The sequence below is a fragment of the Campylobacter concisus genome (assembly GCF_002914195.1).
Lineage (GTDB): Bacteria > Campylobacterota > Campylobacteria > Campylobacterales > Campylobacteraceae > Campylobacter_A > Campylobacter_A concisus_M.
The window spans coordinates 267076-290517 of sequence record NZ_PPAU01000090.1 but is presented as its reverse complement, the minus strand read 5'-3'; the positions used below and the strand labels follow the sequence as shown (position 1 = coordinate 290517).

At 35.4% G+C, this 23442-nt stretch carries 20 protein-coding genes and 5 tRNA genes; 1 reads left to right on the top strand and 24 read right to left on the bottom strand.

Annotation, left to right across the window (positions count from 1 at the left end):
* Nucleotides 1–8 precede the first annotated feature (8 nt).
* The 18 genes from rpsG to CYP28_RS03590 form a co-directional block, all read right to left on the bottom strand.
* Nucleotides 9–479 (bottom strand): 30S ribosomal protein S7, encoded by a 471-nt coding sequence (gene rpsG, locus CYP28_RS03675; protein WP_021090980.1) that lies wholly within the window; start codon nt 477–479, stop codon nt 9–11.
* A 78-nt stretch (nt 480–557) separates the two neighbouring features.
* Entirely contained in the window at nt 558–956 is a 399-nt protein-coding gene (gene rpsL, locus CYP28_RS03670; protein WP_021090705.1) for a 30S ribosomal protein S12, read from the bottom strand.
* A 132-nt stretch (nt 957–1088) separates the two neighbouring features.
* The gene (locus CYP28_RS03665) at nt 1089–1478 is read right to left on the bottom strand and encodes a DoxX family protein (protein ID WP_087585693.1); all 390 of its coding nucleotides are present in this window, start codon (nt 1476–1478) and stop codon (nt 1089–1091) included.
* 119 nt (nt 1479–1597) lie between these two features.
* Nucleotides 1598–6112, bottom strand: coding sequence for a DNA-directed RNA polymerase subunit beta' (gene rpoC, locus CYP28_RS03660; protein ID WP_021091033.1), 4515 nt, complete (start codon nt 6110–6112; stop codon nt 1598–1600).
* The gene (gene rpoB, locus CYP28_RS03655) at nt 6099–10244 is read right to left on the bottom strand and encodes a DNA-directed RNA polymerase subunit beta (protein ID WP_103593120.1); all 4146 of its coding nucleotides are present in this window, start codon (nt 10242–10244) and stop codon (nt 6099–6101) included. Before rpoB ends, rpoC begins: the two co-directional genes overlap by 14 nt.
* 118 nt (nt 10245–10362) lie before the next feature.
* Entirely contained in the window at nt 10363–10743 is a 381-nt protein-coding gene (gene rplL / locus CYP28_RS03650) for a 50S ribosomal protein L7/L12 (RefSeq protein WP_103593119.1), read from the bottom strand.
* 31 nt (nt 10744–10774) lie between these two features.
* Nucleotides 10775–11260, bottom strand: coding sequence for a 50S ribosomal protein L10 (gene rplJ / locus CYP28_RS03645; RefSeq protein ID WP_103580600.1), 486 nt, complete (start codon nt 11258–11260; stop codon nt 10775–10777).
* Between the two features lie 105 nt (nt 11261–11365).
* Nucleotides 11366–12067: a 50S ribosomal protein L1 gene (gene rplA / locus CYP28_RS03640; protein WP_103593118.1), complete on the bottom strand. Its 702-nt coding sequence runs from the start codon at nt 12065–12067 to the stop codon at nt 11366–11368.
* Between the two features lie 59 nt (nt 12068–12126).
* A complete protein-coding gene (gene rplK, locus CYP28_RS03635) occupies nt 12127–12552 on the bottom strand; it encodes a 50S ribosomal protein L11 (protein ID WP_103593117.1) in 426 nt (141 codons plus the stop codon).
* Between the two features lie 10 nt (nt 12553–12562).
* Nucleotides 12563–13093: a transcription termination/antitermination protein NusG gene (gene nusG, locus CYP28_RS03630; RefSeq protein ID WP_021090793.1), complete on the bottom strand. Its 531-nt coding sequence runs from the start codon at nt 13091–13093 to the stop codon at nt 12563–12565.
* A 15-nt stretch (nt 13094–13108) separates the two neighbouring features.
* Nucleotides 13109–13288, bottom strand: coding sequence for a preprotein translocase subunit SecE (gene secE, locus CYP28_RS03625; RefSeq protein WP_035167317.1), 180 nt, complete (start codon nt 13286–13288; stop codon nt 13109–13111).
* A 17-nt stretch (nt 13289–13305) separates the two neighbouring features.
* Nucleotides 13306–13381, bottom strand: a tRNA-Trp gene (locus CYP28_RS03620).
* Between the two features lie 13 nt (nt 13382–13394).
* Nucleotides 13395–13553, bottom strand: coding sequence for a 50S ribosomal protein L33 (gene rpmG, locus CYP28_RS03615; RefSeq protein WP_035167196.1), 159 nt, complete (start codon nt 13551–13553; stop codon nt 13395–13397).
* Between the two features lie 57 nt (nt 13554–13610).
* Complete coding sequence (gene tuf / locus CYP28_RS03610; protein WP_021090663.1) at nt 13611–14810, bottom strand: elongation factor Tu; 1200 nt, start codon at nt 14808–14810, stop codon at nt 13611–13613.
* Between the two features lie 73 nt (nt 14811–14883).
* A tRNA-Thr gene (locus CYP28_RS03605) sits at nt 14884–14958 on the bottom strand.
* A 126-nt stretch (nt 14959–15084) separates the two neighbouring features.
* A tRNA-Gly gene (locus CYP28_RS03600) sits at nt 15085–15161 on the bottom strand.
* A gap of 7 nt (nt 15162–15168) precedes the next feature.
* Nucleotides 15169–15253: transfer RNA gene (locus CYP28_RS03595), tRNA-Tyr, on the bottom strand.
* 53 nt (nt 15254–15306) lie between these two features.
* A tRNA-Thr gene (locus CYP28_RS03590) sits at nt 15307–15382 on the bottom strand.
* Between the two features lie 236 nt (nt 15383–15618).
* On the opposite strand from CYP28_RS03590, the gene CYP28_RS03585 reads away from it, so the two are divergent.
* Nucleotides 15619–15867, top strand: coding sequence for a hypothetical protein (locus tag CYP28_RS03585; RefSeq protein ID WP_021090800.1), 249 nt, complete (start codon nt 15619–15621; stop codon nt 15865–15867).
* Between the two features lie 207 nt (nt 15868–16074).
* On the opposite strand, the gene CYP28_RS03580 is transcribed toward CYP28_RS03585, so the two are convergent.
* The 6 genes from CYP28_RS03580 to CYP28_RS03555 are packed head-to-tail and all read right to left on the bottom strand — an operon-like array spanning nt 16075 to nt 23436.
* Complete coding sequence (locus CYP28_RS03580) at nt 16075–16713, bottom strand: response regulator transcription factor (RefSeq protein ID WP_103593116.1); 639 nt, start codon at nt 16711–16713, stop codon at nt 16075–16077.
* 18 nt (nt 16714–16731) lie between these two features.
* The gene (locus CYP28_RS03575; RefSeq protein WP_103593115.1) at nt 16732–17223 is read right to left on the bottom strand and encodes a DUF5416 family protein; all 492 of its coding nucleotides are present in this window, start codon (nt 17221–17223) and stop codon (nt 16732–16734) included.
* Nucleotides 17223–18689, bottom strand: a complete 1467-nt coding sequence (locus CYP28_RS03570; RefSeq protein ID WP_103593114.1) for an HlyD family type I secretion periplasmic adaptor subunit — start codon at nt 18687–18689, stop codon at nt 17223–17225. Before CYP28_RS03570 ends, CYP28_RS03575 begins: the two co-directional genes overlap by 1 nt.
* A gap of 2 nt (nt 18690–18691) precedes the next feature.
* Nucleotides 18692–20830, bottom strand: coding sequence for a type I secretion system permease/ATPase (locus CYP28_RS03565; RefSeq protein WP_103593113.1), 2139 nt, complete (start codon nt 20828–20830; stop codon nt 18692–18694).
* Between the two features lie 3 nt (nt 20831–20833).
* Nucleotides 20834–22783: a bifunctional diguanylate cyclase/phosphodiesterase gene (locus CYP28_RS03560; RefSeq protein WP_103593112.1), complete on the bottom strand. Its 1950-nt coding sequence runs from the start codon at nt 22781–22783 to the stop codon at nt 20834–20836.
* Entirely contained in the window at nt 22780–23436 is a 657-nt protein-coding gene (locus CYP28_RS03555) for a transglutaminase-like cysteine peptidase (RefSeq protein WP_054196396.1), read from the bottom strand. The genes CYP28_RS03560 and CYP28_RS03555 overlap by 4 nt, the downstream gene beginning before the upstream one ends.
* Nucleotides 23437–23442: the final 6 nt, after the last annotated feature.

The following is a 23442-nucleotide window of genomic DNA, read 5'->3' as shown; positions in this document are numbered from 1 at the left end:
ATTCTTTCTTACCAGCGGTAGTGAGCAAATGCTTTATTAGCCTCTGCCATCTTGTAAGTATCTTCCTTCTTCTTGAAAGATGCACCTTTTGAGTTTGCCGCATCTAAGAGCTCATTCGCTAGTTTATCTATCATAGTTCTTTCGCTTCTTTTTCTAGCGTAAGTTATAAGCCAGCGGATAGCAAGAGCTTGTTGGCGAGCTGGGCGAACCTCAACTGGCACTTGATAAGTAGCACCACCAACACGGCGTGATTTAACTTCTAAAATAGGTTTTACATTTTCAATAGCATCGTTAAAAACATCGATGCCTTTAACCTCAGCATTTTTCTTTTCTATGGCTTTAATAGCACCATACATTATCTCAGTAGCGACGCTTTTTTTGCCATCATACATAAGAGAATTAATAAATTTAGTGATTATTTTATTTCCGTAAATCGGATCAGGTAAGACTTCCCTTACAGGGGCTTTTCTTCTTCTCATTTTGATCTTTCCTTCAAATTTTTATGAAATTTTACTCAAACGTTTGCAAATTTTAGCAACGTCTGCGAACCTAAATTTTTACTTTTTTGTTGCAGCTGCAGCGCCAGCTTTAGGGCGTTTAGCACCATATTTAGAACGAGAAACTGTTCTTTTTGCAACACCAGCAGTATCAAGTGCACCACGAACGATGTGATATTTAACACCTGGTAAGTCTTTGACCCTACCGCCGCGAACTAAAACGATACTGTGTTCTTGTAGGTTGTGACCTTCACCACCGATATAGCTGATGACTTCAAAACCGCTTGTTAGCCTGACTTTGGCAACTTTCCTCAAAGCTGAGTTTGGTTTTTTAGGAGTTGTAGTATAAACCCTAGTGCAAACTCCTCTTCTTTGAGGGCACTCTTTTAACGCTGGAGATTTTGACTTAACAGTCACTTTCTTGCGTTCTTTTCTGACCAATTGATTTATGGTTGGCACAATAATTCCTTTCAACTAAATTTATTAAAAAGACCTAATTTTATTTAAAATAAACTTAAATAACGGTTAATAAGTTAGACTTACTTATCTAATTCTTGATTTTATAAAAACTCTGCTGTCTTTATTTTTGTATTAGTCTTGTTTGACAGCATATTTGCCACTACCTATCAAAAGAATACAAAGTGAAATAGCAATATAAAGGTAAATAAGCTCTGATTTAAAGCCATTAACCTCATTTAATGCAAATAAATTTGCAAATCCATAGTACGAGTATAAAATAGTAATACTAGTACCTAAAACTAGGATAGCGCCTACTCTTGAATAAAAACCAATAATCAACATAATGGGTGCTAAGACCTCTCCAAGGTAAGAAAAATATGCCAAAAATCCAGGCAAACCAGCATTTACTAATATACCTTTTACCCCACTAAGTCCATGTAAAATTTTACCAAAACCATGCATAAAAAGGCAGATACCAAGGCCTAAACGTATAAATAAAAGTCCAAGATCAACGTTTTTCATAAATTCTCCATAATGTGATTTAAAGACAAGGATTTTATTAGGTGATAGTTAATAGCTTGTAAATTTTTATTGATTTAATTTTATAAAGAGGTTAAGCCCCAAAATAGGGGCTTAAAGGACTAGTTTTCTTTGATTTTTACTTTTTTATCTTTATAAAAACCAGTTCCAACTGGGATCATACGTCCTAGGATAACGTTCTCTTTTAGATCTTCAAGATAGTCAAATTTAGCAGCAATCGATGCTTCTGTTAAGACCTTAGTTGTCTCTTGGAACGATGCAGCAGAGATCACACTATCACTTCCGATAGCTGCTCTTGTAACGCCTAATAAGATCGGCTCAGCAATAGCTGGCTCACCGCCCATGTTCATAATGCGCTCATTCTCTTCTTTAAATTTATTTCTTGAAACCATATCGCCAACTATGAAATTTGTATTTCCGCTATCAACGATTTTAACTTGGCGAAGCATTTGTGATACGATGATCTCGATGTGCTTATCAGCGATCGCAACACCTTGGCGGCGATAAACTTGCTGAATCTCGCTAATCAAATAGTAGTGAAGCGCTTTTTCGCCAAGAATTCTTAAAATATCGTGGCTTGAGATTAGCCCATCAGTTAGTTTCTCGCCAGCATGGACAAATTCCCCGTCTCTTACTTGTATCTGACGACTTTTCTCGATCAAATACTCAGCAGTTGTGCCATCTTCAGCTTGGATGATTATGCGCTCTTTTGAGCGAAGTGGCTTGTCAAATCTAACCACACCATCAATCTCTGCAACGATAGCTGTATTTTTAGGGCGTCTTGCTTCAAATAGCTCACTAACTCTTGGAAGACCGCCGGTAATATCTTTTGACTTAGCAACAGCTTTTGGAGTCTTGGCCAAAATATCAGCTTGAGCTACTTCATCGCCACTTGAGACAAAGATCGCAGTTTTTGGATCAAGCGGATACTTAATTAAATTTCCTTTTTTAGTAGCGATAATAATCGCAGGTTTTACACCGCTTGGCAAATACTCATTGATAACAAGACGTCTTTGTCCAGTCGCTTCATCTGCTTGCTCAGTCGCACTATATCCTGGCTCAATATCCTCAAAACTAACCACACCGGCTTCTTCAGCAATAGTTGGAGTTGAGTATGGATCCCACTCAGCAATAATCAACTTGTCATCTTTTTCAGGCAATGAGACTACTGTCGCTCTCTCAACTGCATCATTATCAGAAACTTGAATGATAGAATTTCTTGGGATATAATGGCGAACCGCCTCACGTCCATCTTTATCAGAAACAACTACAAAGAAACCTTTTTCAGTTACTTTGTGACCTTTTTTGATATCTTTAACCCTATCAAGATAATCACCTTTTAATATGAAAAATTTAACCACACCATTTGCGTCGGCTAAAATTTTACGAGTTACAGGATCTCCGTCTGAAATTTTAAGTTCACTAGCGTATGGGATACGATTTGGGATATTCCAACCCTCTTTTATGATCTCAACGATACTTTCATTCTCTTTTACCTTATCGCCACTTACATAAGGTATATACATCTTTCCTTCGATCTTTCCGCTAACACCAGCTAATTCATTTGGTTTAGCAAGATCATTTCTTCTAATTGTATATTTAACCTCTTCTTTTTTACCTTTTATCACGATATTTACATCTTCGTGGGCATATTCGATCTCTATTTTACCGTCAATCGTTGATTTAATCTTTGGCTCAACAAGCAGCACAGCTGCACTTCTTCTATTTGCAACGATCTTCTTATCACCGTTATCATAAGTATTAAGGTTGTAATATCTAATAAAACCTTCTTTTTGAGCGATTACCTGACGATCTTGTTGCTCAGTAGAAGCCGTACCACCTATGTGGAATGTTCTTAGTGTTAGCTGTGTACCTGGCTCACCGATAGATTGAGCTGAAATGATACCAACTGCTTCGCCTGGTTTTACAAGTTTACCTTCACCCAAATTTAAGCCGTAGCATTTTGCACAAACGCCTTTAGGTGCTTTACACGTAATAGGTGTTCTAATACTCACTGATTTTATACCAGCCTCAGTTATAGCTCTAGCTTTTTCTTCATCAAGTAGTGTGCCTTCGCTAAATAAAATTTCATTAGTTATAGGATCGATCACATCATCTGCTAAAACACGACCCAAGACTCTTTCTTCAAGGCTTTCTATTAGCTCGCCGCTCTCAGTAATATCTGTGATTTCAACACCCTCGTGCGTACCGCAGTCGTGCATTGTTACTTTAACGTTTTGAGCAACGTCGATTAGTTTTCTTGTTAAATAACCAGCGTTTGCTGTTTTTAGCGCTGTATCTGCAAGACCTTTTCTAGCTCCGTGAGTAGAGTTGAAGTACTCCATTATATTTAGACCTTCACGAAAGTTTGAAATGATTGGTGTTTCAATGATCGAACCATCAGGTTTTGCCATAAGACCACGCATACCAGCTAGCTGGCGAATTTGTGCTGCACTACCTCTCGCACCTGAGTCTGCCATCATATAAATTGAGTTAAATCCACCTTTATCGTTTTGGATAAGTTTCATCATCTCGCTTGCAACGCTGTTGTTTGTATCTGTCCAGATATCAATGATCTTGTTGTATCTCTCACTATCTGTTAAAAGACCAGCGCCGTATTGTTTTTGAATTTCGCGAACTTTTTTCTTAGCTTCGTCAATATATTTTTGCTTGCTATCTGGCACGATGATATCAGCAATAGAGATAGAAATTCCCGCTTTTGTCGCATATCTAAAGCCTAAATTTTTAAGCTTATCAAGGAAGTCAGCCGTTACTTCAAGACCACCATTTCTATAAACATAATCAACCAAATTTGCAATATCTTTTTTCTTCATAATCTTATTCCACATATTTTCAGGAACAAAATCAGGAAGTATCGCTCTTAGGATCAAGCGACCAGCCGTTGTGAAGATGATCTTGTTATCAACCATTGTCTTAATTTTAGCGTGAAGACCAAGAGTATTAGCCTCTTCAGCGATCATTACTTCATCAACGCTTGAGAAAATTTTATTTGCGCCTTTTTCATCGTTTCTCTCTAGGCTTAAATAATAAATTCCTAAAACCATATCTTGTGAAGGGACTGTGATAGCCTTACCACTTGCAGGAAGCAAGATATTCATTGAGCTAAGCATCAAAATTTTGCATTCAGCGATAGCTTCCTGCGATAGTGGCACGTGAACAGCCATTTGGTCACCGTCAAAGTCTGCGTTGAACGCCGCACAAACTAGTGGGTGAAGTTGGATAGCCTTGCCCTCGACAAGCACTGGATGAAATGCCTGGATAGAAAGCTTGTGAAGTGTCGGAGCACGGTTTAGCATAACTGGATAGTCTTTAACGACCTCTTCTAGGCACTCCCAAACCTCATTTGTCTTATCTTCTATCATCTTTTTCGCTTGCTTAACAGTTGTTGCATAGCCTTTTTCTTCAAGGCGAGCAAGCAAATGTGGTTTAAATAGCTCTAGAGCCATCTTCTTTGGAAGACCGCACTGATCCATCTTCAGCTTTGGACCAACGACAATAACAGAACGTCCAGAGAAGTCAACACGCTTACCTAGCAAATTCTGGCGGAAACGGCCTTGCTTACCTTTGATGATCTCGCTTAGTGATTTTAGTGGGCGCTTATTTGCGCCTTTTACTGCATTTGCTCTGCGACCATTGTCAAATAGCGCATCAACAGCCTCTTGAAGCATTCTCTTTTCGTTTCTGATAATGATCTCAGGTGCATCAAGCTCAAGTAGACGTTTTAGACGGCTATTTCTGTTTATTACACGGCGATATAGGTCATTTACGTCTGAAACAGCAAATTTACCACCATCAAGGCTGACTAGCGGTCTAAGATCAGGTGGAAGAACTGGTAAATTTGTTATCATCATCCACTCTGGGCGGTTGCCTGAATTTAAAAAGCTCTCGATAACTTTTAGGCGTTTTACGATAGTCTTTTTCTTAGCCTCAGAATTTGTAGACTCCATCTCTTCTTTTAGCTGATTTAAAATTTCCATCAAATCAAGCTCAGCTAGCATATCATAGATGACCTCGCCACCCATTCTAGCTGTAAAACCAGTCTCTTCATATCTTGAAGCTAGGCTTTGATATTGTTCTTCATTTAAAACGTCGTATTTCTCAACTTTTTTAGAATTTTCATTGTCGTAATAAGCCTCGCCAGCATTATCAACAATGTATGCCTCATAGTAAAGTACGCGCTCAAGATCCTTCATCTTAATACCAAGAAGTGCACCAATACGGCTTGGCAAGAAATTTACATACCAAATGTGAGCCACTGGAGTTACAAGCTCAATGTGACCCATGCGAGAGCGGCGAACCTTAGATGTTGTTACTTCAACGCCGCACTTTTCGCACTTTATACCTTTATAACGCATCTTTTTATATTTGCCACAAAGGCACTCGTAGTCACGGATCGGTCCAAAAATTTTCGCACAAAACAAGCCATCACGCTCAGGTTTTAGTGTGCGGTAGTTGATAGTTTCTGGCTTTTTAACCTCGCCATAACTCCAAGATTTTATCTTCTCAGGACTTGCTAAACGAAGTTGAAAAGCTTCAAAATCACGAGGTCTATGCTCTTCTTTTATCTCAACTGGTTTTAAATTAGTTAGTTTCATTTGTCTCATCCTCATCATATACTTCCACGTCAAGAGCTAGTGATTTTAGCTCGTTTGTTAGAACAAAGAACGTCTCAGGGATACCAGTCTCAGGAACGTTTTCACCTCTTGTTAAAGCTTTGTAAGCAGAAAGTCTTCCCTCAACATCGTCTGATTTTACAGTTAGCATCTCTCTTAGTGTATGAGCAGCACCATAAGCCTCAAGTGCCCAAACCTCCATCTCTCCAAACCTTTGACCACCAAATAGTGCCTTACCACCGACAGGTTGTTGTGTAACAAGGCTGTATGGTCCGGTACTTCTTGCGTGAACTTTCTCATCAACCAAGTGATGAAGTTTTAGCATATACATACAACCAACATTAACGCGTTCTCTTATCTTTGAGCCTGTGCGTCCGTCATATAGCTCAGTTTTACCATCGCTATCTATCTTTGCCATCTCAAATAATTTTGCAAATTCGTCAGCCTTAACGCCTTCAAAAATCGGAGTCGCAAATCTTACGCCATTACTCCAATCTTTTGCGTACTCAAGAAGCTTCTCGTCACTCATCTTGCTAAGAGCTTTTTTAGCGTCCATTAGCTTAGCAACGCTTGCTATCTCTATCATCTTAGCTCTTAGCTCTTTTATCCACTCGCCTTTTTTGGTCTCAAAAATTTCATTGATCTGCTCACCTAAGCGATAGCCAACAAGACCAAGGTGGCTCTCTAAAATTTGACCGATGTTCATACGGCTTGGAACACCAAGTGGGTTTAGCACGATATCAACGATCTGACCACTTGGAAGATAAGGCATATCGACTTCTCTTACTATATTTGAAACGATACCTTTGTTTCCGTGACGTCCAGCCATCTTATCGCCAACTTTTAGTTTGCGTTTTGTAGCTATATAAACTTTTACAAGTTTTACAACACCGCTTGGTAAAATATCGTCTTTTTCTAAAATTTCTATCTTAGCGTCGTGCTCTTCTTTAAGCTTTTTCTTCTCATTTTGGAAGTAATTTTTTAGCTCATCGTATTTCTTTTGAATATCTTTTGAAAAGCTTTTAACGATAGCATTTAGAGTAAACCTATTTATATTTTCAAGATCAGCCTTATTGATCTTTGAGCCTTTTTTATACTCTTTTTTATTTACCTCTTGATCGCTTGCTAGTGGATTTTTAGAAAGAAGTGCTGTAACTTTTAGCATCTCTTCGCGATCCAACATAAGTAGTCTATCGTGATGTTCTTTTTCTAAAAGAGTCTTCTCTTCTTCGTAAGCTTTATTTGTTCTGCTATCTTTTTCATAACCTTTTTTGGTGAAAATTTTAACATCAACAACCACGCCTTCCATCGAAGCTGAAGCGTAAAGCGATTTATTTACCACGTGGCCAGCCTTTTCACCAAAGATCGCACGTAATAGTCTCTCTTCTGGAGTTGGCTTAACCTCGCCTTTTGGAGATACTTTACCAACAAGGATCATACCAGGCTTGATCTCTGTACCAATTTTGACAATACCACTCTCATCAAGGTGCATAAGCTCCTCTTCTTTGACGTTTGGTATATCTTTTGTTATCTCCTCAACTCCGTCTTTTAACTCACGAGCCTCGATCTCTTTTTCATAGATATGGACACTTGTAAAAGCATCTTCACGTATCATTTTTTCACTAATGACGATCGCGTCTTCGTAGTTGTAGCCATTCCAAGGCATAAATGCAATTAGTGCGTTTTTACCAATGGCTAGCTCGCCTTTTTCCATACTTGGACCGTCAGCAATTATTTGACCAGCAACGATCTCATCACCTTTTTTAACTATCGGATGTTGAGAAAAAGTCGTATTTTGGTTTGTTCTTAAATTTTTCTCCAAAGAGTAATGATCGATATATGGACCAGCTTCGTCTTCGCCTAAAATGAATATATTTTTATTATCAACCTTTTCAACCACACCACTACGTCTTGCTTTTACGCTTTCCCATGCATCTCTTGCGATAACGCTTTCCATACCTGTTCCAACAATAGGAGCAGTTGAGCGAAGTAGTGGCACTGCCTGACGTTGCATGTTTGAACCCATGAGAGCACGGTTAGCATCATCATGCTCTAGGAATGGAATAAGTGAAGCCGCAACACCAGCTATCATACCAGAACAAAGGTCGATCAAAGTAACATCTTCTCTACGGGCAAGCATCATCTCGCCATCTTTTCTAACCTCAATCAAGTCCTCAACGATGTGTCCATTTTCATCAAGTTTAGTTGATGCTGGAGCTATAACATTGCCCTCTTCTTGAGTTGCGGTTAAATAAACTATCTCATCAGTCACTTTGCCATCTATAACTTTTTTGTAAGGAGCTTCAACAAAGCCAAGATCATTTACTTTTGCATAGGTTGAAAGTGTATTGATAAGACCAATATTTTGACCTTCTGGAGTCTCAACTGGACAAATTCTACCGTAGTGAGTTGGGTGAACGTCGCGCACCTCAAAGCCAGCACGTTCTTTTACCAAACCACCTTCGCCAAGTGCAGATAGACGGCGCTTGTGAGTAACTTCGCTAAGTGGGTTTGTCTGATCCATAAACTGGCTTAGCTGACCACCTGTAAAAAATTCCATAATTGTGGCTGTGATCATTTTTGGGTTAATAAGGTCGTATGGCATAATCTCTTCAGTATTATTGCTTAAGCTTGTAAATTTGTCGCGGATTGCCTTTTGCATCTTTACAAAACCGAGGTGAAGTTCGCTAGCGAGTAGCTCACCAATTGACCTTATACGGCGATTACCAAGGTGATCTCTGTCATCAATGTGACCTTGTCCATTTTTAACTTTTATAAGATATTTTGCAGTTTTTATGATATCTTCGCTTGTTAGTAAAGTAACGTATTCTGGCACATCAAGAGAGAGCTTATGGTTCATTTTCATACGACCAACTTTTGTTAAATCATATCTCTCAGGATTAAATAGCATATCATTTACAAAACTCTTTGCAGCCTCTTTTACAACTGGCTCTCCCGGTCTCATAACCTTATAAATTCTAATAGCTGCAAGATCATTTTCATCATCCACGCCCTCAGTTTGTTTTAAAACCTTAAGCATATCGTTGTCAGCTATAAAAGAATTTATAATTGCATCATCAACACCAGCAGCAGAGTTATTTATAATCTCGATACTTTCATGTTCAGCTAAAATTTTTGCAAGTTTATTCTCGTCAAGAGCAGATAGTGTATCATATAAAATTTCTCCACTCTCTGTATTTATTACAGGGTTTGCCAAGTATCTACCAATAAGTGCTTCAACTGGGTATTCAACAAATTTTACGCCATCTTCAATCAACTTATCAGCTTTTTTCTTAGTTAGACGTTTGCCTGCTTGGTGAAGAATTTCTCCATCTTCGTTTTTTATATCATATTCAACTCTTCCCAAATAATCTTCAGGATTAAAAAGAGTTAAAAATTTGTTATTTTTAATAATTAAATTTTGTATCGGATAAAACAACTTAATAATATCTTGTTTTTTATATCCAAGCGCCCTAAATAATATAGTTACTGGCACTTTTCTGCGTTTATTTATCCTAACATATAAAATATCTTTTGTGTCATATTCAAAGTGTAGCCAAGAGCCACGGTCTGGTATTATTTGAGCTGTATAAATTAATTTATTTGCAACGGTCGCACTCTCTTCTTGTTTAAAAATAACACCTGGACTTCTGTGGAGTTGATTTACAACAACGCGCTCAACACCATTTATAATAAATGAAATTCTATCAGTCATTAGTGGAATTTCACGTATAAAAATTTCTTGTTCTTTTATATCTTTAACACCGACTTTATCACCTGTCTTATCATCTTTCTCATGAACGATAAGACGTATTTTCATCTTTAAATTTACAGAGTATGTAAGACCTCTTTCTATACACTCTCTAATTGTATATTTTGGTTTTCCAATTTCTGAGCCAACATATTCTAAAGTCAAACGATTTTGCGGATCATGTATTGGAAAGATTGATTTAAAAACTTTTTCTATACCGCTTTCTGCTTGATTGTTATTTAAATTTAAAAAATTATCAAAGCTCTTTTTTTGTAGTTGTAGTAGGTTCGGAACGTCTATCTCCTTAACGACATTAGAGAAGTCAACCCTAAGACGATTTCCTGAGTATAAGCTATTTAACATTGCATCTACCTCGTGGTAATTTTGAAAGAAAAGTATAGCCTTTTAAAAAGGCATCTAAAATTTAAAAAAGAGAGGGGCTTTGCCCTCTCTTGAAATATTAAGCTCAAATAATAAAAAATTATTTAAGTTCAACCTTAGCACCAGCTTCTTCAAGCTCTTTTTTAGCTGCCTCAGCCTCATCTTTGCTAACGCCTTCTTTAAGAACAGATGGTGTTCCCTCAACTGCGTCTTTAGCTTCTTTAAGACCAAGACCAGTAAGCGCTCTAACAACTTTAATAACGTTGATTTTCTTATCACCAGAATCAACCAAAACAATGTTAAATTCTGTTTTTTCCTCTGCTACAGCTGCTGCACCACCTGCTGCAACAGCACCACCAGCTACCATTACAGGAGCTGCGCTAACACCAAATTTCTCTTCGAACTCTTTTACAAGTTCACTAAGTTCAAGTACAGAAAGATTAGATATAAACTCTAATACATCTTCTTTAGTAATTGCCATTTTTAATCCTTATTATTTTTTTTAATTTAAATTAAGCTGATTGTTCTTTTTTCTCTTTAAGCGCATTCAAACCAATTGTGAAATTTTGAATTGGCGCATTCCAAACTTGTAAAAGCATCGCAATAAGCTCATCACGGCTAGGCATTTTAGATAGAGCTTTAACTTTATCAACGCTAGCAACTTCGCCATCAATATAAGCTGTTTTTATTTTGAAAAGATCAGCATTAGACTCTTCAAATTTTGCGGCTACTTTAGTTACTGCTAATTGATCTTCGCTCCAAAGATAGATATTTGTATCTTTGAGTTCCATTCCGACTTTATCAGAATTCTTAAGAGCAATATTTGCAAGAGTATTTTTAATAACCTGAACTTTTACATTTTGTTCTTTAGCAGAATTTCTTAAAACTTCAAGTTTCTTTACTGAAAGGCCACGATAGTCACAAACTACAATAGCTTCAGCAGTTTTAAATTCACTCTCTAATTTTGCAACAACCTTAGTTTTTTCGTTACGTGTCACTTTTTCTCCTTTCCGACCGGTAATTTCAAGCAGAGCGGGTCGAATCAATTAAGCCCAATGGCCTCGGCTATCTCCAATCTAAGATATAAATTTTAATTTTTAGTTTTATTTTAAGTCCATAACTTCTTGAGTATCAAGAGCTATAGATGGGCTCATTGTCAAAGACAACGAAGCATTTTTAACATATCTACCCTTTGCAGTTGCAGGCTTATGTTTATTGATCGCTTTAATAAATGTTGAAATATTTTCATTTAATTGCTCTTTAGTAAAATTAACTTTACCAAGCCCTGCATGTATATTTCCTTGTTTATCAACACGGAAATTTACTTGACCACTTTTTGCATTATTAACAGCTTGTGCAACATCCATTGTAACTGTACCAGTTTTTGGATTTGGCATTAATCCTTTTGGTCCTAAAATTCTACCGACCTTACCTACAAGGCCCATTAAATTTGGAGTAGCTATAAGAACATCAAAATTCATTATACCTTTTTGTATATCTTCAACTAAATCATCTGCACCAACAATATCAGCACCAGCTGCTTTAGCCTCATCAGCTTTAGCATCTTTAGCAATAACAGCAACTCTTACAGTTTTACCTGTACCGGCCGGCAAAACGACTGAACCACGAACCATTTGATCAGCATGTCTTGGATCAACATTTAATTTTAATGCAATCTCAACTGTTTCATTAAATTTAGCAGAAGCTAGAGTTTTGACTGTATCAATAGCCTCGCTAAGGTTATAAATTTTATTTTGCTCTACTTTTTTGAGCAATTCTTGAAATCTCTTACTAGTTTTTCCCATAAATTTCTCCGCATATATATTGCTTCCGTCTTTTGCTAATCAACCTGACGGTAAAGGTTTTAGTCTATTACTTCGACACCCATTGATCGAGCTGAACCAGCAATAATCTTGACTGCTTGCTCTTTATCATTTGTATTCAAATCAACAAGTTTTTTCTCAACTATTTCTAAAACTTGAGCTTTTGTTAGTTTGCCTACTTTATTTTTTAAAGGATTATCAGTTCCCTTTGTTATACCTGCAGCCTTTTTAATAAGATCTGTAGCAGGAGGCTGTTTTGTGATAAATGTAAAACTCTTATCAGCATAAACAGTTATAACAACTGGAATATTAAACCCAACCATGTCTTTTGTTCTTTCATTAAAGGCTTTACAAAATTCCATAATATTAACACCTTTTTGTCCAAGAGCTGGACCAACTGGTGGACTAGGATTTGCTTTTGTTGCAGCAATTTGTAATTTTATTTCACCTATAACTTTTTTAGCCATTTCTTGCTCCTTAAATTATCTTCTCAACTTGTGAATACAAAATATCAACAGGGGTACTTCTACCAAAAATAGAAACATTAAGTCTAAGTTTGCCATGTATCATGTCATATTCTTCAACAATACCTGTAAAGTTAGCAAAAGGACCTTCTGTTATACGAACACTCTCACCATCCTCAAAGAATATCTTAGGTTTTGGTGCAGCCCTTTTTTGAACTTTTTCCAAAATAGTATTTATATCTTTTTCAGATAATGGCGTAGGTTTTTTGGCCTCACCAATAAAACGTCCAACTTTTGGTAAAGATTGAATCCTGTGCCAAAGAGCCGTATCAAGATCTAAGCACGCAAAAGCATAACCTGGGTAAAGAGTTCTTTCGTTGATTTTTTGCTTACCATTTTTTATTTCTATTACGTCTTCTGTAGGAACTATAATTTCTTTTAGTTGATCTTCTATTCCATGATCTTTTACTAAATTTTCAATTCCTCTTTTTACTGCCATTTCGCTTCCAGCGTAAGTCTGTATAGCATACCATTTATGTGACATTACTTTTTCCTTATATCATATAACTTTAGATAAAACAAAGGACATAATAACATCAACAAGAGCTAAAAAAAGTGATACAACAGCAACTACGATAAAAACTGCAAAAAAAGCATTTCTAATTTGTTCTTTTGTAGGATAGATAACCTTCATTATTTCCAATTTAGAAAGCCTAATATAATTTATAATTTTTTCCATAATCTTAACCTTAGTCGTGGCAGGGCAAGAGGGATTCGAACCCCCAACCATTGGATTTGGAATCCAGCGCTCTACCGTTGGAGCTATTGCCCTAATAGCTTCTTAATTAACTTTTTAATTTAACTTCTTTGTGAATAGTATGTTTTTTTAATCTCGGGCAATACTTTTTAAGCTCAACTTTGTCTGTAGTAGTTTTACTATTTTTTGTTGTTGTATAATTTATATCACCACTTTCGGAGCATTTTAAACCAATTTTAATTCTCATATAAGTCCTTATCAAGATATCAAAGGGAATATCCTCCCTTTGACAAATTTTTATAAATTAACCAAGTATTTTTGAAACAACACCTGAACCAACGGTTCTACCACCTTCACGGATAGCAAAACGAGTACCTTCCTCAAGTGCTACTGGAGCAATCAATTCAACAGAAATTCTTACATTATCACCTGGCATAACCATCTCTGTTCCTTCTGGAAGCGTAATTGAACCAGTAACATCAGTTGTTCTTACGTAGAATTGTGGTCTATAGTTATTAAAGAAAGGAGTATGGCGACCACCTTCTTCTTTTGTCAAGATGTAGACTTCGCCTTCAAATTTTGTATGAGGGGTAATTGATTTAGGCTTGCAAAGAACCATACCACGCTCAACATCCTCTTTCTTAGTACCACGAAGAAGAACGCCGACATTATCACCAGCTTCGCCTTGATCCATCTCTTTTCTAAACATTTCAACACCAGTAACTGTTGTTGTTTGAGTTGGCTTAATACCAACAATTTCAATTGTGTCACCAACCTTTATAACACCTTTTTCAATTCTACCAGTTACAACTGTACCACGACCTGAAATCGAAAAAACATCTTCGATTGGCATAAGAAGGTCTTTATCTGTTGCACGAACTGGAGTTGGAATATAGCTATCAACTGCATCCATTAATTCCATAATTTTTGCTGACCATTCGCCATCTTGACCAGCTTTTGCCTCTTCAAGAGCTTTAAGTGCTGAACCAGAAACAATAGGTGTATCATCGCCTGGAAAATTATACTCATTAAGTAATTCGCGGATTTCCATTTCAACTAGTTCAAGAAGCTCAGCATCATCAACCATATCAGCTTTGTTCATAAAAACAACAATGTATGGAACACCAACTTGGCGTGATAACAAAATATGCTCTCTAGTTTGTGGCATTGGGCCATCAGCTGCAGAAACAACCAGAATAGCTCCATCCATTTGTGCAGCACCTGTAATCATATTTTTTACATAGTCGGCGTGACCAGGGCAGTCAACGTGAGCATAGTGGCGTTTCTCTGTCTCGTACTCAATATGTGAAGTAGCAATTGTAATACCACGCTCTTTTTCTTCTGGAGCATTATCAATATTATCATAATCTTTTAGCTCAGCAAGTCCTTTGCGTGAAAGAACAGCAGATATTGCAGCTGTTAATGTAGTTTTACCATGATCTACGTGACCAATAGTACCTATGTTTACGTGCGGCTTGTTACGTGAAAATTTTTCTTTAGCCATCTTTTCCTCCGTATGTGATATATGTCTTTTTCTTACCAAATTTGTATAATCATAATAAAATCATATTAACCAGTGGAGCTCATAGCGGGACTTGAACCCGCGACCTCTTCCTTACCAAGGAAGTGCTCTACCTCTGAGCCATATGAGCGAAAAACGCTTGGCAGAGATGATTCCAATTAAATAATACAAACAACTAAAAATTTTGAAAATAAAGCAAGGAATAACTGTGTTTAGTAAAATCTAGATACAGCTCCCAGTTTATTTTCCCAAATTTTGGAGCGGGAAACGGGGCTCGAACCCGCGACCCTCAGCTTGGAAGGCTGATGCTCTAGCCAACTGAGCTACTCCCGCATAACAATGGTGGTGAGACGTGGATTCGAACCACGGAAGACATAGTCAGCAGATTTACAGTCTGCCCTCGTTGGCCGCTTGAGTATCTCACCTTAAACATTAATAAACTATTTTGGTATTTTCTGGTCAAACACTGTTACAAAAATGGAGCTGGTGAACGGACTTGAACCGCCGACCCACTGCTTACAAGGCAGTAGCTCTACCAACTGAGCTACACCAGCACCTGTTTTGTGAAGTGGCAATTATATATCAAAACAAGGTAAAAGTCAAGGAAAATTTAAAAATTTTTCATAAAAATTAAAATCATAAAATACAGCCATTTAAGAATACAAATTTTTATTAGATTTAAATCCATAATACATCATTAAGCATTTATGAAAAATGTATAATTTTTATAGTTTTATTTTTTTTAAAAGCTAAAATTTCTATAATTACAAAAAATATATAAGGATTTAATATGCAATTTTTACCTTGGGCGATAATTTTATTACTAATTTACGTAATTTATTTTCTAATGATACGTTATGAAAAAAGAATATCAACTCTTAGCAAATTAATTGAACAAAATAGTGATGGTATTAAGGAAAATAGGGATTTGATTGGACAAAATAGATCGCTTATTGAAAAAAATAAACACGATATCGAAAAAAATACAAAAGACATCATAACAAATGTTGAAAAAGTAGATATCGATTTGGAAGACTAAAGTTTCTGATTTCTTATCTCGACTATTAACAAATTTGCTAGAATTTTTTATTTAAGATTTTAGCAAATCATTTTTTATTTCAAATTTTATATTTATTGTATTCTTCAGCTAGTAAAAGTTATGTATGTATTTCTTATGGGCGCATGTATAAAAATTTATATTTTTTGAAGAAGGGTTTTAAATTTCTCACAAAAACAAGTCAATATTTTATGCGTCAAGCTGCTTCATTAAAAGCACAAGCCCTATTCTATCCTTTACATTTAGCTTACTATAAATCGAGCTTGTATGTGCTTTGACTGTTCTTAGTGTAATACCTGTTTTTTCTGAAATTTCATTATTTGTTAGACCCTGATAGATTAAATCTGCAATTTCTCTTTCCCTTGAACTAAGCTCAGAGAGGTCAGTCCTTTTATCTGCCTTTTCACTTTCACTATTAATATATGAACCGGTTAGCTCACTAATCATTGCCTGAACGAATTCTTGGTAAAGCCATATATTTCCATTAAAAATAGTTTCAAAAGCATCTTCAAAGTGAGTCTTTCTCATGTGGGAATTTGCATAGCCCTTGATTCCAAGTGTAAGCAGATGCTTGCCTTCGTTTATCGTTGGTCTATTTGAGAGTATGAGTATTTTTATATTTGGTGACTTTTCAATTATATTTTTTATAACATCATCAATATTATCTTTAAAAACATCAATATCAATGCCTATAATATCAACATCATCATTTATATGAGAAAAAAACTCTTTTCTATTATGTATAAATTTCACATCGCTATTGCCAGTAAAATAGCTTCTCCAAATATTGTTTAATGCACTATTTTGTGTAAATAAAATAACTTGCATTACTTTTCCTTGGATTATTTATATGATTCTTTCATAAATTTTTTTACTATTTATAAAGAATTCTATATGACGACTTTCGCCATTTTTGTGTATCTTGTAATCTATTGATGAGAAAAATTTAGTAACCACTGAGGATTTTTCTTCTAAAAAAATAGTCATTTCAAAAAAATCTTGTGATATAGCATATTTATAAGGGGTATTTAAATTTAAAATTCCAGGATCAAAGTCAAATTTATCCAAACTCTGGTCATAGCCTTTTATTAAAATTTTAATGCTTCTTACTATATCATCTTGAATTTTTATATTTTCAAATAGTTTTTTATGTCTACTAGCAACATCTACTAATTGTAGAAAATCTATTTCACAATCACTAAATTTAAATCGTTCAATTTCATCATTAACTATATCGCAGCAATGATCATCTTTTATGAGATAGAAATTTTGTAAATTTTGAAATTTTTCAATCTCATATTCACCAAATTTCTTATCATAAAAAGCGATCTTGCCCATTACCTCTCCGTTAAGGCATTTTGTTTTGCCTTTAAAATAGGCTTTAATAAATAATCAAGTATTGTCTTTTTGCCGGTAATGATATCAGCTGAGACTATCATACCAACTTTTATTCTAAGCGGTTTTTCTTCACTACCAAGATAATTTTTCTCAGTTTCTATCCTGACTAAATAATAGCTCTCGCCAGTTTTTTCATTAGTCTCTGTATCAGCACTAATCTGCGTTACTTTGCCTTTTAAACCACCGTAAATACTAAAATCATAGGCCGTAAATTTAACCATCGTATCAAGCCCAGGTCTCAGAAACGCAACATCAGCTGGTTTTACTTTTACTTCAGCAACCAATTTATCCTCAAGAGGAACGATCTCAGCAATATTTTCACCAGGCTTGATAACTCCTGATACTGTATGAACCATCATCTTGCTGACAATACCATTTACTGGAGATCTTACATATGTTCTTTCTACTCTATCGCTTAGACTGATTTGTGATTCATTTATCCTTGCGATCTCTGCTGAAACTTCATTTAGCTCTTTTTTTGCATTGTTTTTAAAAGCAAGTTTTGCTTCTTCGATCTTATTTTTCGCTTCTTTTATAGTTGATTCAACTCTTGGTACAGCAAGAACGGCGGCATCGAGCTCACCTCTTAGATCGTTTACACGTCTTTGAAGCTGGATGTATTCAACCTCGCTAACAAGACCTTTTTTAAAGATTGGCTCCATAATAGCCTTTTCTTTTAGAACAAGGTTGTAGCTATTTTGAGTTTGAGAAATTTTATTTTTTAGTTCGACTAACTCACTCTGGCGTTGATGAATTTGCTCTGTTAAAATTCCTATCTGTTCATTTAAGTGATCGATATTTGAACTATGCAAACTTAGCTCATATCTTATGGCTTTACTATTGTTCGCATCTCTAACTTCATCGTAGTCAAAATCCTTATCATTTGCCTCAGCATCAAGTCTCATAAATTTTGCTTGAAGTTCATCAAGTCTTAGTTTTGACTCGCCATAACTACTCGTAAAATTTTTATTATCTAGCCTTATTAGAATTTGATCTTTCTTAACTTCATCACCCTCTTTTACAAAAATTTGATCGACTATACCGCCTTCGAGATTTTGTATCGCTTGGTTTTTTCCAGATGGGATGATTTTACCACTGCCTCTTGTGATCTCATCTATTTGTGCCCAGGAAGCCCAAACAAGAAGCCAAAACATAGTTATAGCAACCGTATAGAGTATCTTTTTAGATGTAGATGGAGCTTTAGCCAAAACAGCCTCAGAAAGACTTGACATAAATTTCAAATCATAAGCATCATAATTTTTTGTTTGAAGATTCGACTTTATATCATCTACACTATTTAAAATTTTATTACTAGCTTCCTCTTGTTCTTTTATGTTATTTTCAGAAATTAATCTTTTTTCAGTTTTTAAATTTTCATTTTGTTTATTCTTGATATCTTCTTGCATGATCACTTCCCACTAAGTCTTGCTAAAACTTCATCTCTTGGTCCGTCCAATAAAATTTTGCCATTGTCCATAACTATAAGTCTATCAACAAGATCTAGCATCGACGTCCTATGTGTAACAAGCAGCATCGTTTTATTTGCTGTATTTGTCTTTAAATTTATTTTTAACTTATTTTCAACCGTATTATCAAGAGAATTTGTTGGCTCATCAAGCAAAATAATAGGACTATCCAATAAAAATGCCCTAGCCACAGCTATGCTTTGACGCTGCCCACCACTTATGCCATCGCCTCTTTCAAAGACTGGCATGTCAAATCCAAGCGGATGAGCATTTACATATTCATCAACTCCACTTACTTTAGCTGCTTTTATAATCTGAATATCATCAACATATGGTGCTTTTTGAACAATATTTTCTCTAACCGTTCCTTTAAAAAGCACAACATCTTGTGGAACGTAGCCAATATTTCGCCTAAGATCGGCTGGATCAATTTGATTAATATCAATACCATCTATTAGCACTGAGCCTTCGGTTGGTGAGTAAAGTCCTAAAATGAGCTTTTGTAAAGTAGTTTTTCCAGAGCCATTTTTGCCTATAATGCCAACTTTTTCACCTGGCTGAATAACAAAATTTATCCTATCAAGCGAACCTTTTGTGGTATCTGGATATGTAAAGCTTACATTTTTAAACTCAATCTTTCCATCAAAAGAATTTCTTCTAACAAATTTTTTACCTTCTGGCCTTTCAACAGGCATTTGCATAATCTTACTAAGACTTTGATATGCTGTTTTTGTCTGCTCAAAATTTGCAGCCAGCGAAGCTACCTGCCCCATAGGAGCGATAGCACGAGAGCTAAGCATAACCGCAGCGATAAGACCACCCATTGTAAGATGTGTATCTTGTATCATATAGACGCCAAGAACGATGATGGCAATAGTATTTAATTGCACTAAAAAAGATGTAACAGTCGTTATCGAAGTTGTGATAATTTTTGATTTAATGCTTCTATTTGCTATCTCACCAGTTGCCTCTTCCCAGTTCCATTGTATATGTCCGCTAGCGCCAAGAGTCTTGATAGTCTCAAGACTGCTAAGGCTCTCTATTAAAATTCCATTTTTTATAGCCGAAGCCTCAAATGTACTTTTAATAGCATTTTGAAGTGGATCTTTTATAAAAAATGTATAGCATAAAATAGCTATCATAATAACAATTGGCACAAGTACGATATAGCTTCCTATAAAATAAGTAACTATCAAGAAAATGATCGCAAATGGAAGATCGACAATAGCTGCCAATGAGGCTGATGAGAAGAAATTTCTAACCGTATCAAACTCTTTTAGATTACTAGCGAATGAACCAACAGATTTTGGTTTATTGCTAAATTTCATATCCATAACACGCTCAAATAAAATAGAGCTCATTATGATGTCACTCTTTTTGCCAGCAATCTCAAGAAAATATGATCTTACAAATTTTAAAAAAAGATCTATGCCATAAACTACACTTACGCCAAGTGCTAAGACCCAAAGTGTCTCAACTGCATTATTTGGCACGACACGGTCATATACGTTCATCGTAAAAAGCGGACTAGCAAGAACAAATAAATTTATAATAAAACTTGCAAGAACAACATCAAAATAAATCTTTTTTGAACGTTTTAGAGTTCCCCAAAACCAATGATCATTGCCCGCATCAATTAGCTTTGTTGAGCTAGTATCCTCTGGAACAAACTCGCGCTTTAGATAGTATGCATAGCCTAAATATTCTTCTTTTAATTTACTTATTTCTATCGTGCTAGTACCAGTTGAAAGTTCTGGTGTTATGATATTTGCTGTCTTTTTATCTTTACTAAAAGATTGCAAGATGCAAGCTTTTTTGCCTCTAAGCATTAAAATGCAAGGTAAAACTAAAGGAGAGATTTGTTCAAGATCTTTTCTTACAAGGGTAGAAGCAAAACCAGCACGAGAAGCAGCACGAGAAAATAAAGACCTTGAGCTTTTAAGTGAAAAAAGCTCAATTTCATCGCCATCTTTTACTGGCAAGCCAATAGTTAAAGCATCGGCACTGTATGGATTATTATGAAGCTTGGTAAAAATAACCAAACATTGAAGCAGCTCATCTTTTATCTTATCATTATGCATCTATCATCCAATGTTCTTAATTTCATCTATATAAATTCCTTGCATATTTTTAATGCCAAGATCGATTAACTTTTTCTTCTGCTCTTCGCCTTCAACGCCGATTGCAATCAAAATGATGTCTTTTGAACTTAAAACAACATCAAGTGATTGTTTTGTGTTTACTCCTGACTTATCACTTAAGAAGTCAATCAAGACATTTGACTGAATTTTTACATAATCAGGGTTAAATTCTTTTAGTTTCTCAATACCTTTTGCGTTAAGCTCGAAGTGGTCAAAACCAAATCCAAAGCCAAGTTCTTTTAATTTTTTAGTAAGCTTAACTATACTTTCTATGCTAATATCGTCTTTATTTGGAATTTCTATATAGTTTTTATATTTCGAAATCTGACTTATCTTTTTAAGTGTAGCTTCAAGTTTTGAAAAATTTTCATCTGAATTTAATATCTCTTTTCCCAAATTTATGGCCAAGTTGCCACTTGGTAAGATATTCTCCGGTAAAATTCTGGCTACCCTATTTAAGATATGAAGATCAAGCATCGCACCTAAATTTAGCTCATTTACCATCGGCATGAAATATGAGGCCATACGCCATACACCATCTTTATCAACAAGCCTCAAATAAAGCTCATACTGCTCAAAATTTGAATTAAGATCAATCACTTTTTGAGCTGCGAATTTAAATTCATCCTCTTTTATTGAGTCAAAAATAAGCTCTTTATACTTCTCTTTACCAATCACTAAAGTATTTTGATTTTCATTAAATACCTTATATGTAAAGCTACCAGCAAGTCTTGAGCTAGCCAATGTAACATCAGCTGAAGTAAGAAGTGTCTTAATATCAGAATTTGGTGAATACTCTACTATCGCAGCATTTACTGGATACTCGCTATCATTTAGTGCAAAATTTGCATAAAGCTTTTTAAACTCGTTCATAATTTCATCACATAGAGCCAAAAAATTTGATGAATTTCTACCATACGAAAGTACAATGAAATCATTATCGTTAAGCCTTGCAATAATCGCATTTTTATCATTATGAATTGATTTTTCTTGTAAAATTTGAGCTATTTTCATTACAATGCTTTGCCATTTTTCAAAGCCAAGCGTACTTTTTAAATTTATTAGATCTTTAAAACTAACAAGTAAAGCAACACCACTTGAATATTCTTCACTAGCTAGATACTCACTAAATTTAGTTTGAAAAAATCTTCTGTTATTAGCACCACTCATTGTATCTTTATATAAAAGTTCTTGATACTTACTAAGTGTGGCCGCCTCTCTCTCAAAAATGTCTTTTACCTTGCTAACCATAGAGTTCATAGCTAGAACCATTTTTTTAAGATCGGCTGTAAATGGAATTCTTTTTTGAATGATAAATTTATTATCAAGTATGGCTTCAGCCTGATCTTGGACCTTCATAAGCGGTCTAAAAATAGCTTTTAAAGCGAAATATGCCACCACAAGAGTGACAATTATCATTAGAAGAAGAAAATTAAAAATATTTTTTGAGTTGGTATAAAGCTCATTATAGGCTAGCGCTGTGCTACCTTGAACATAAAGCGTACCAAATTTTGCCCAGCCAGTCATAATCTCGCTATCTGCTATTGGCGCTTCGAACTTGGCTATTTTGTAAAACCATTCAGGAATATCTTTAACAACAGTTTGTTGAGAATTTTCAATAAGAACCTTGCCATCAACATCTTCAAGCTTGATAAGCTTGTATCTACCGCTGTCAAACATAGAATTTATCATTGTTTGAGCCAAGGACATGTCATCTGGATCGATAATAGGCTTTAAAGCAAGTCCAAGCGAATTTGCTGTATGTCTTGCGTTTTCACCAAGCTGGTCATTAATATATCCATTTAGGCTCTTAAAATTTAAGTAGCCAACAGCCATAAAAATCATGATACCAAAAGTTATCACGGCGATCATAATTTGTTTAAATAGCGTCATAAATCCTCTTTTCCTATCCTATCTATTAGTTCCATCCACTTAGGATTTTGTTTTTTATTTCCACCTGGTATTGCTTGACCAAGACCTTCTTGTTTTGCCAAGTATAGCGAATCACCGTTAAAACTATAAACTGGAACAAGGTCTGTTCTTTGAGTTGCGATTTTTATTTTACCATTTATGTTATCTAAAATTAATGGAATAGATTTTGGTGTATCATAGTATGCTAAAACCATATGAGCTTGATTGTATCTTAAGGCTTTAACATATGTAAAGTATAATTTTTGAGTTGGAATTCCTAGCTGCTTTAGTGTAAAATATTTTGCGATAACGTAGTCTTCGCAGTCGCCAGCACCTTTTCCTATAAATTCCATTCTAGTAGCCCAATAATCCTTTTTGTGCCAAAGCTGCATATCATCAACCCATCTAAAAGAGTTAAAAAAGTCATTTACTTTTATTAATTTCTCTTGTTCAGTTGCATCCTGCAATGAAGTCATTAAAGAATTTAGAGCAGAAGCCCTTCTTCTTGCATCTTCTCCATAAATTTTAGCTACCTTTGCTATAGTTGTTGATTTTATAAAATCTCCAATAGCACTTGCTAATAATAAAAAAAGGACGCTTACAATAAGCGTCCAAAAATTTGTCTTGACCCTCATGGTCAT

What these genes read in the sequence shown, in the direction of transcription:
- rpsG (WP_021090980.1), bottom strand. Translation starts at nt 479, where the DNA reads ATGAGAAGAAGAAAAGCCCCTGTAAGGGAAGTCTTACCTGATCCGATT.
- CYP28_RS03665 (WP_087585693.1), bottom strand. Translation starts at nt 1,478, where the DNA reads ATGAAAAACGTTGATCTTGGACTTTTATTTATACGTTTAGGCCTTGGT.
- rpoC (WP_021091033.1), bottom strand. Translation starts at nt 6,112, where the DNA reads ATGAAACTAACTAATTTAAAACCAGTTGAGATAAAAGAAGAGCATAGA.
- rpoB (WP_103593120.1), bottom strand. Translation starts at nt 10,244, where the DNA reads ATGTTAAATAGCTTATACTCAGGAAATCGTCTTAGGGTTGACTTCTCT.
- rplL (WP_103593119.1), bottom strand. Translation starts at nt 10,743, where the DNA reads ATGGCAATTACTAAAGAAGATGTATTAGAGTTTATATCTAATCTTTCT.
- rplA (WP_103593118.1), bottom strand. Translation starts at nt 12,067, where the DNA reads ATGGGAAAAACTAGTAAGAGATTTCAAGAATTGCTCAAAAAAGTAGAG.
- rplK (WP_103593117.1), bottom strand. Translation starts at nt 12,552, where the DNA reads ATGGCTAAAAAAGTTATAGGTGAAATAAAATTACAAATTGCTGCAACA.
- nusG (WP_021090793.1), bottom strand. Translation starts at nt 13,093, where the DNA reads ATGTCACATAAATGGTATGCTATACAGACTTACGCTGGAAGCGAAATG.
- secE (WP_035167317.1), bottom strand. Translation starts at nt 13,288, where the DNA reads ATGGAAAAAATTATAAATTATATTAGGCTTTCTAAATTGGAAATAATG.
- rpmG (WP_035167196.1), bottom strand. Translation starts at nt 13,553, where the DNA reads ATGAGAATTAAAATTGGTTTAAAATGCTCCGAAAGTGGTGATATAAAT.
- tuf (WP_021090663.1), bottom strand. Translation starts at nt 14,810, where the DNA reads ATGGCTAAAGAAAAATTTTCACGTAACAAGCCGCACGTAAACATAGGT.
- CYP28_RS03585 (WP_021090800.1), top strand. Translation starts at nt 15,619, where the DNA reads ATGCAATTTTTACCTTGGGCGATAATTTTATTACTAATTTACGTAATT.
- CYP28_RS03580 (WP_103593116.1), bottom strand. Translation starts at nt 16,713, where the DNA reads ATGCAAGTTATTTTATTTACACAAAATAGTGCATTAAACAATATTTGG.
- CYP28_RS03575 (WP_103593115.1), bottom strand. Translation starts at nt 17,223, where the DNA reads ATGGGCAAGATCGCTTTTTATGATAAGAAATTTGGTGAATATGAGATT.
- CYP28_RS03570 (WP_103593114.1), bottom strand. Translation starts at nt 18,689, where the DNA reads ATGCAAGAAGATATCAAGAATAAACAAAATGAAAATTTAAAAACTGAA.
- CYP28_RS03565 (WP_103593113.1), bottom strand. Translation starts at nt 20,830, where the DNA reads ATGCATAATGATAAGATAAAAGATGAGCTGCTTCAATGTTTGGTTATT.
- CYP28_RS03560 (WP_103593112.1), bottom strand. Translation starts at nt 22,783, where the DNA reads ATGACGCTATTTAAACAAATTATGATCGCCGTGATAACTTTTGGTATC.
- CYP28_RS03555 (WP_054196396.1), bottom strand. Translation starts at nt 23,436, where the DNA reads ATGAGGGTCAAGACAAATTTTTGGACGCTTATTGTAAGCGTCCTTTTT.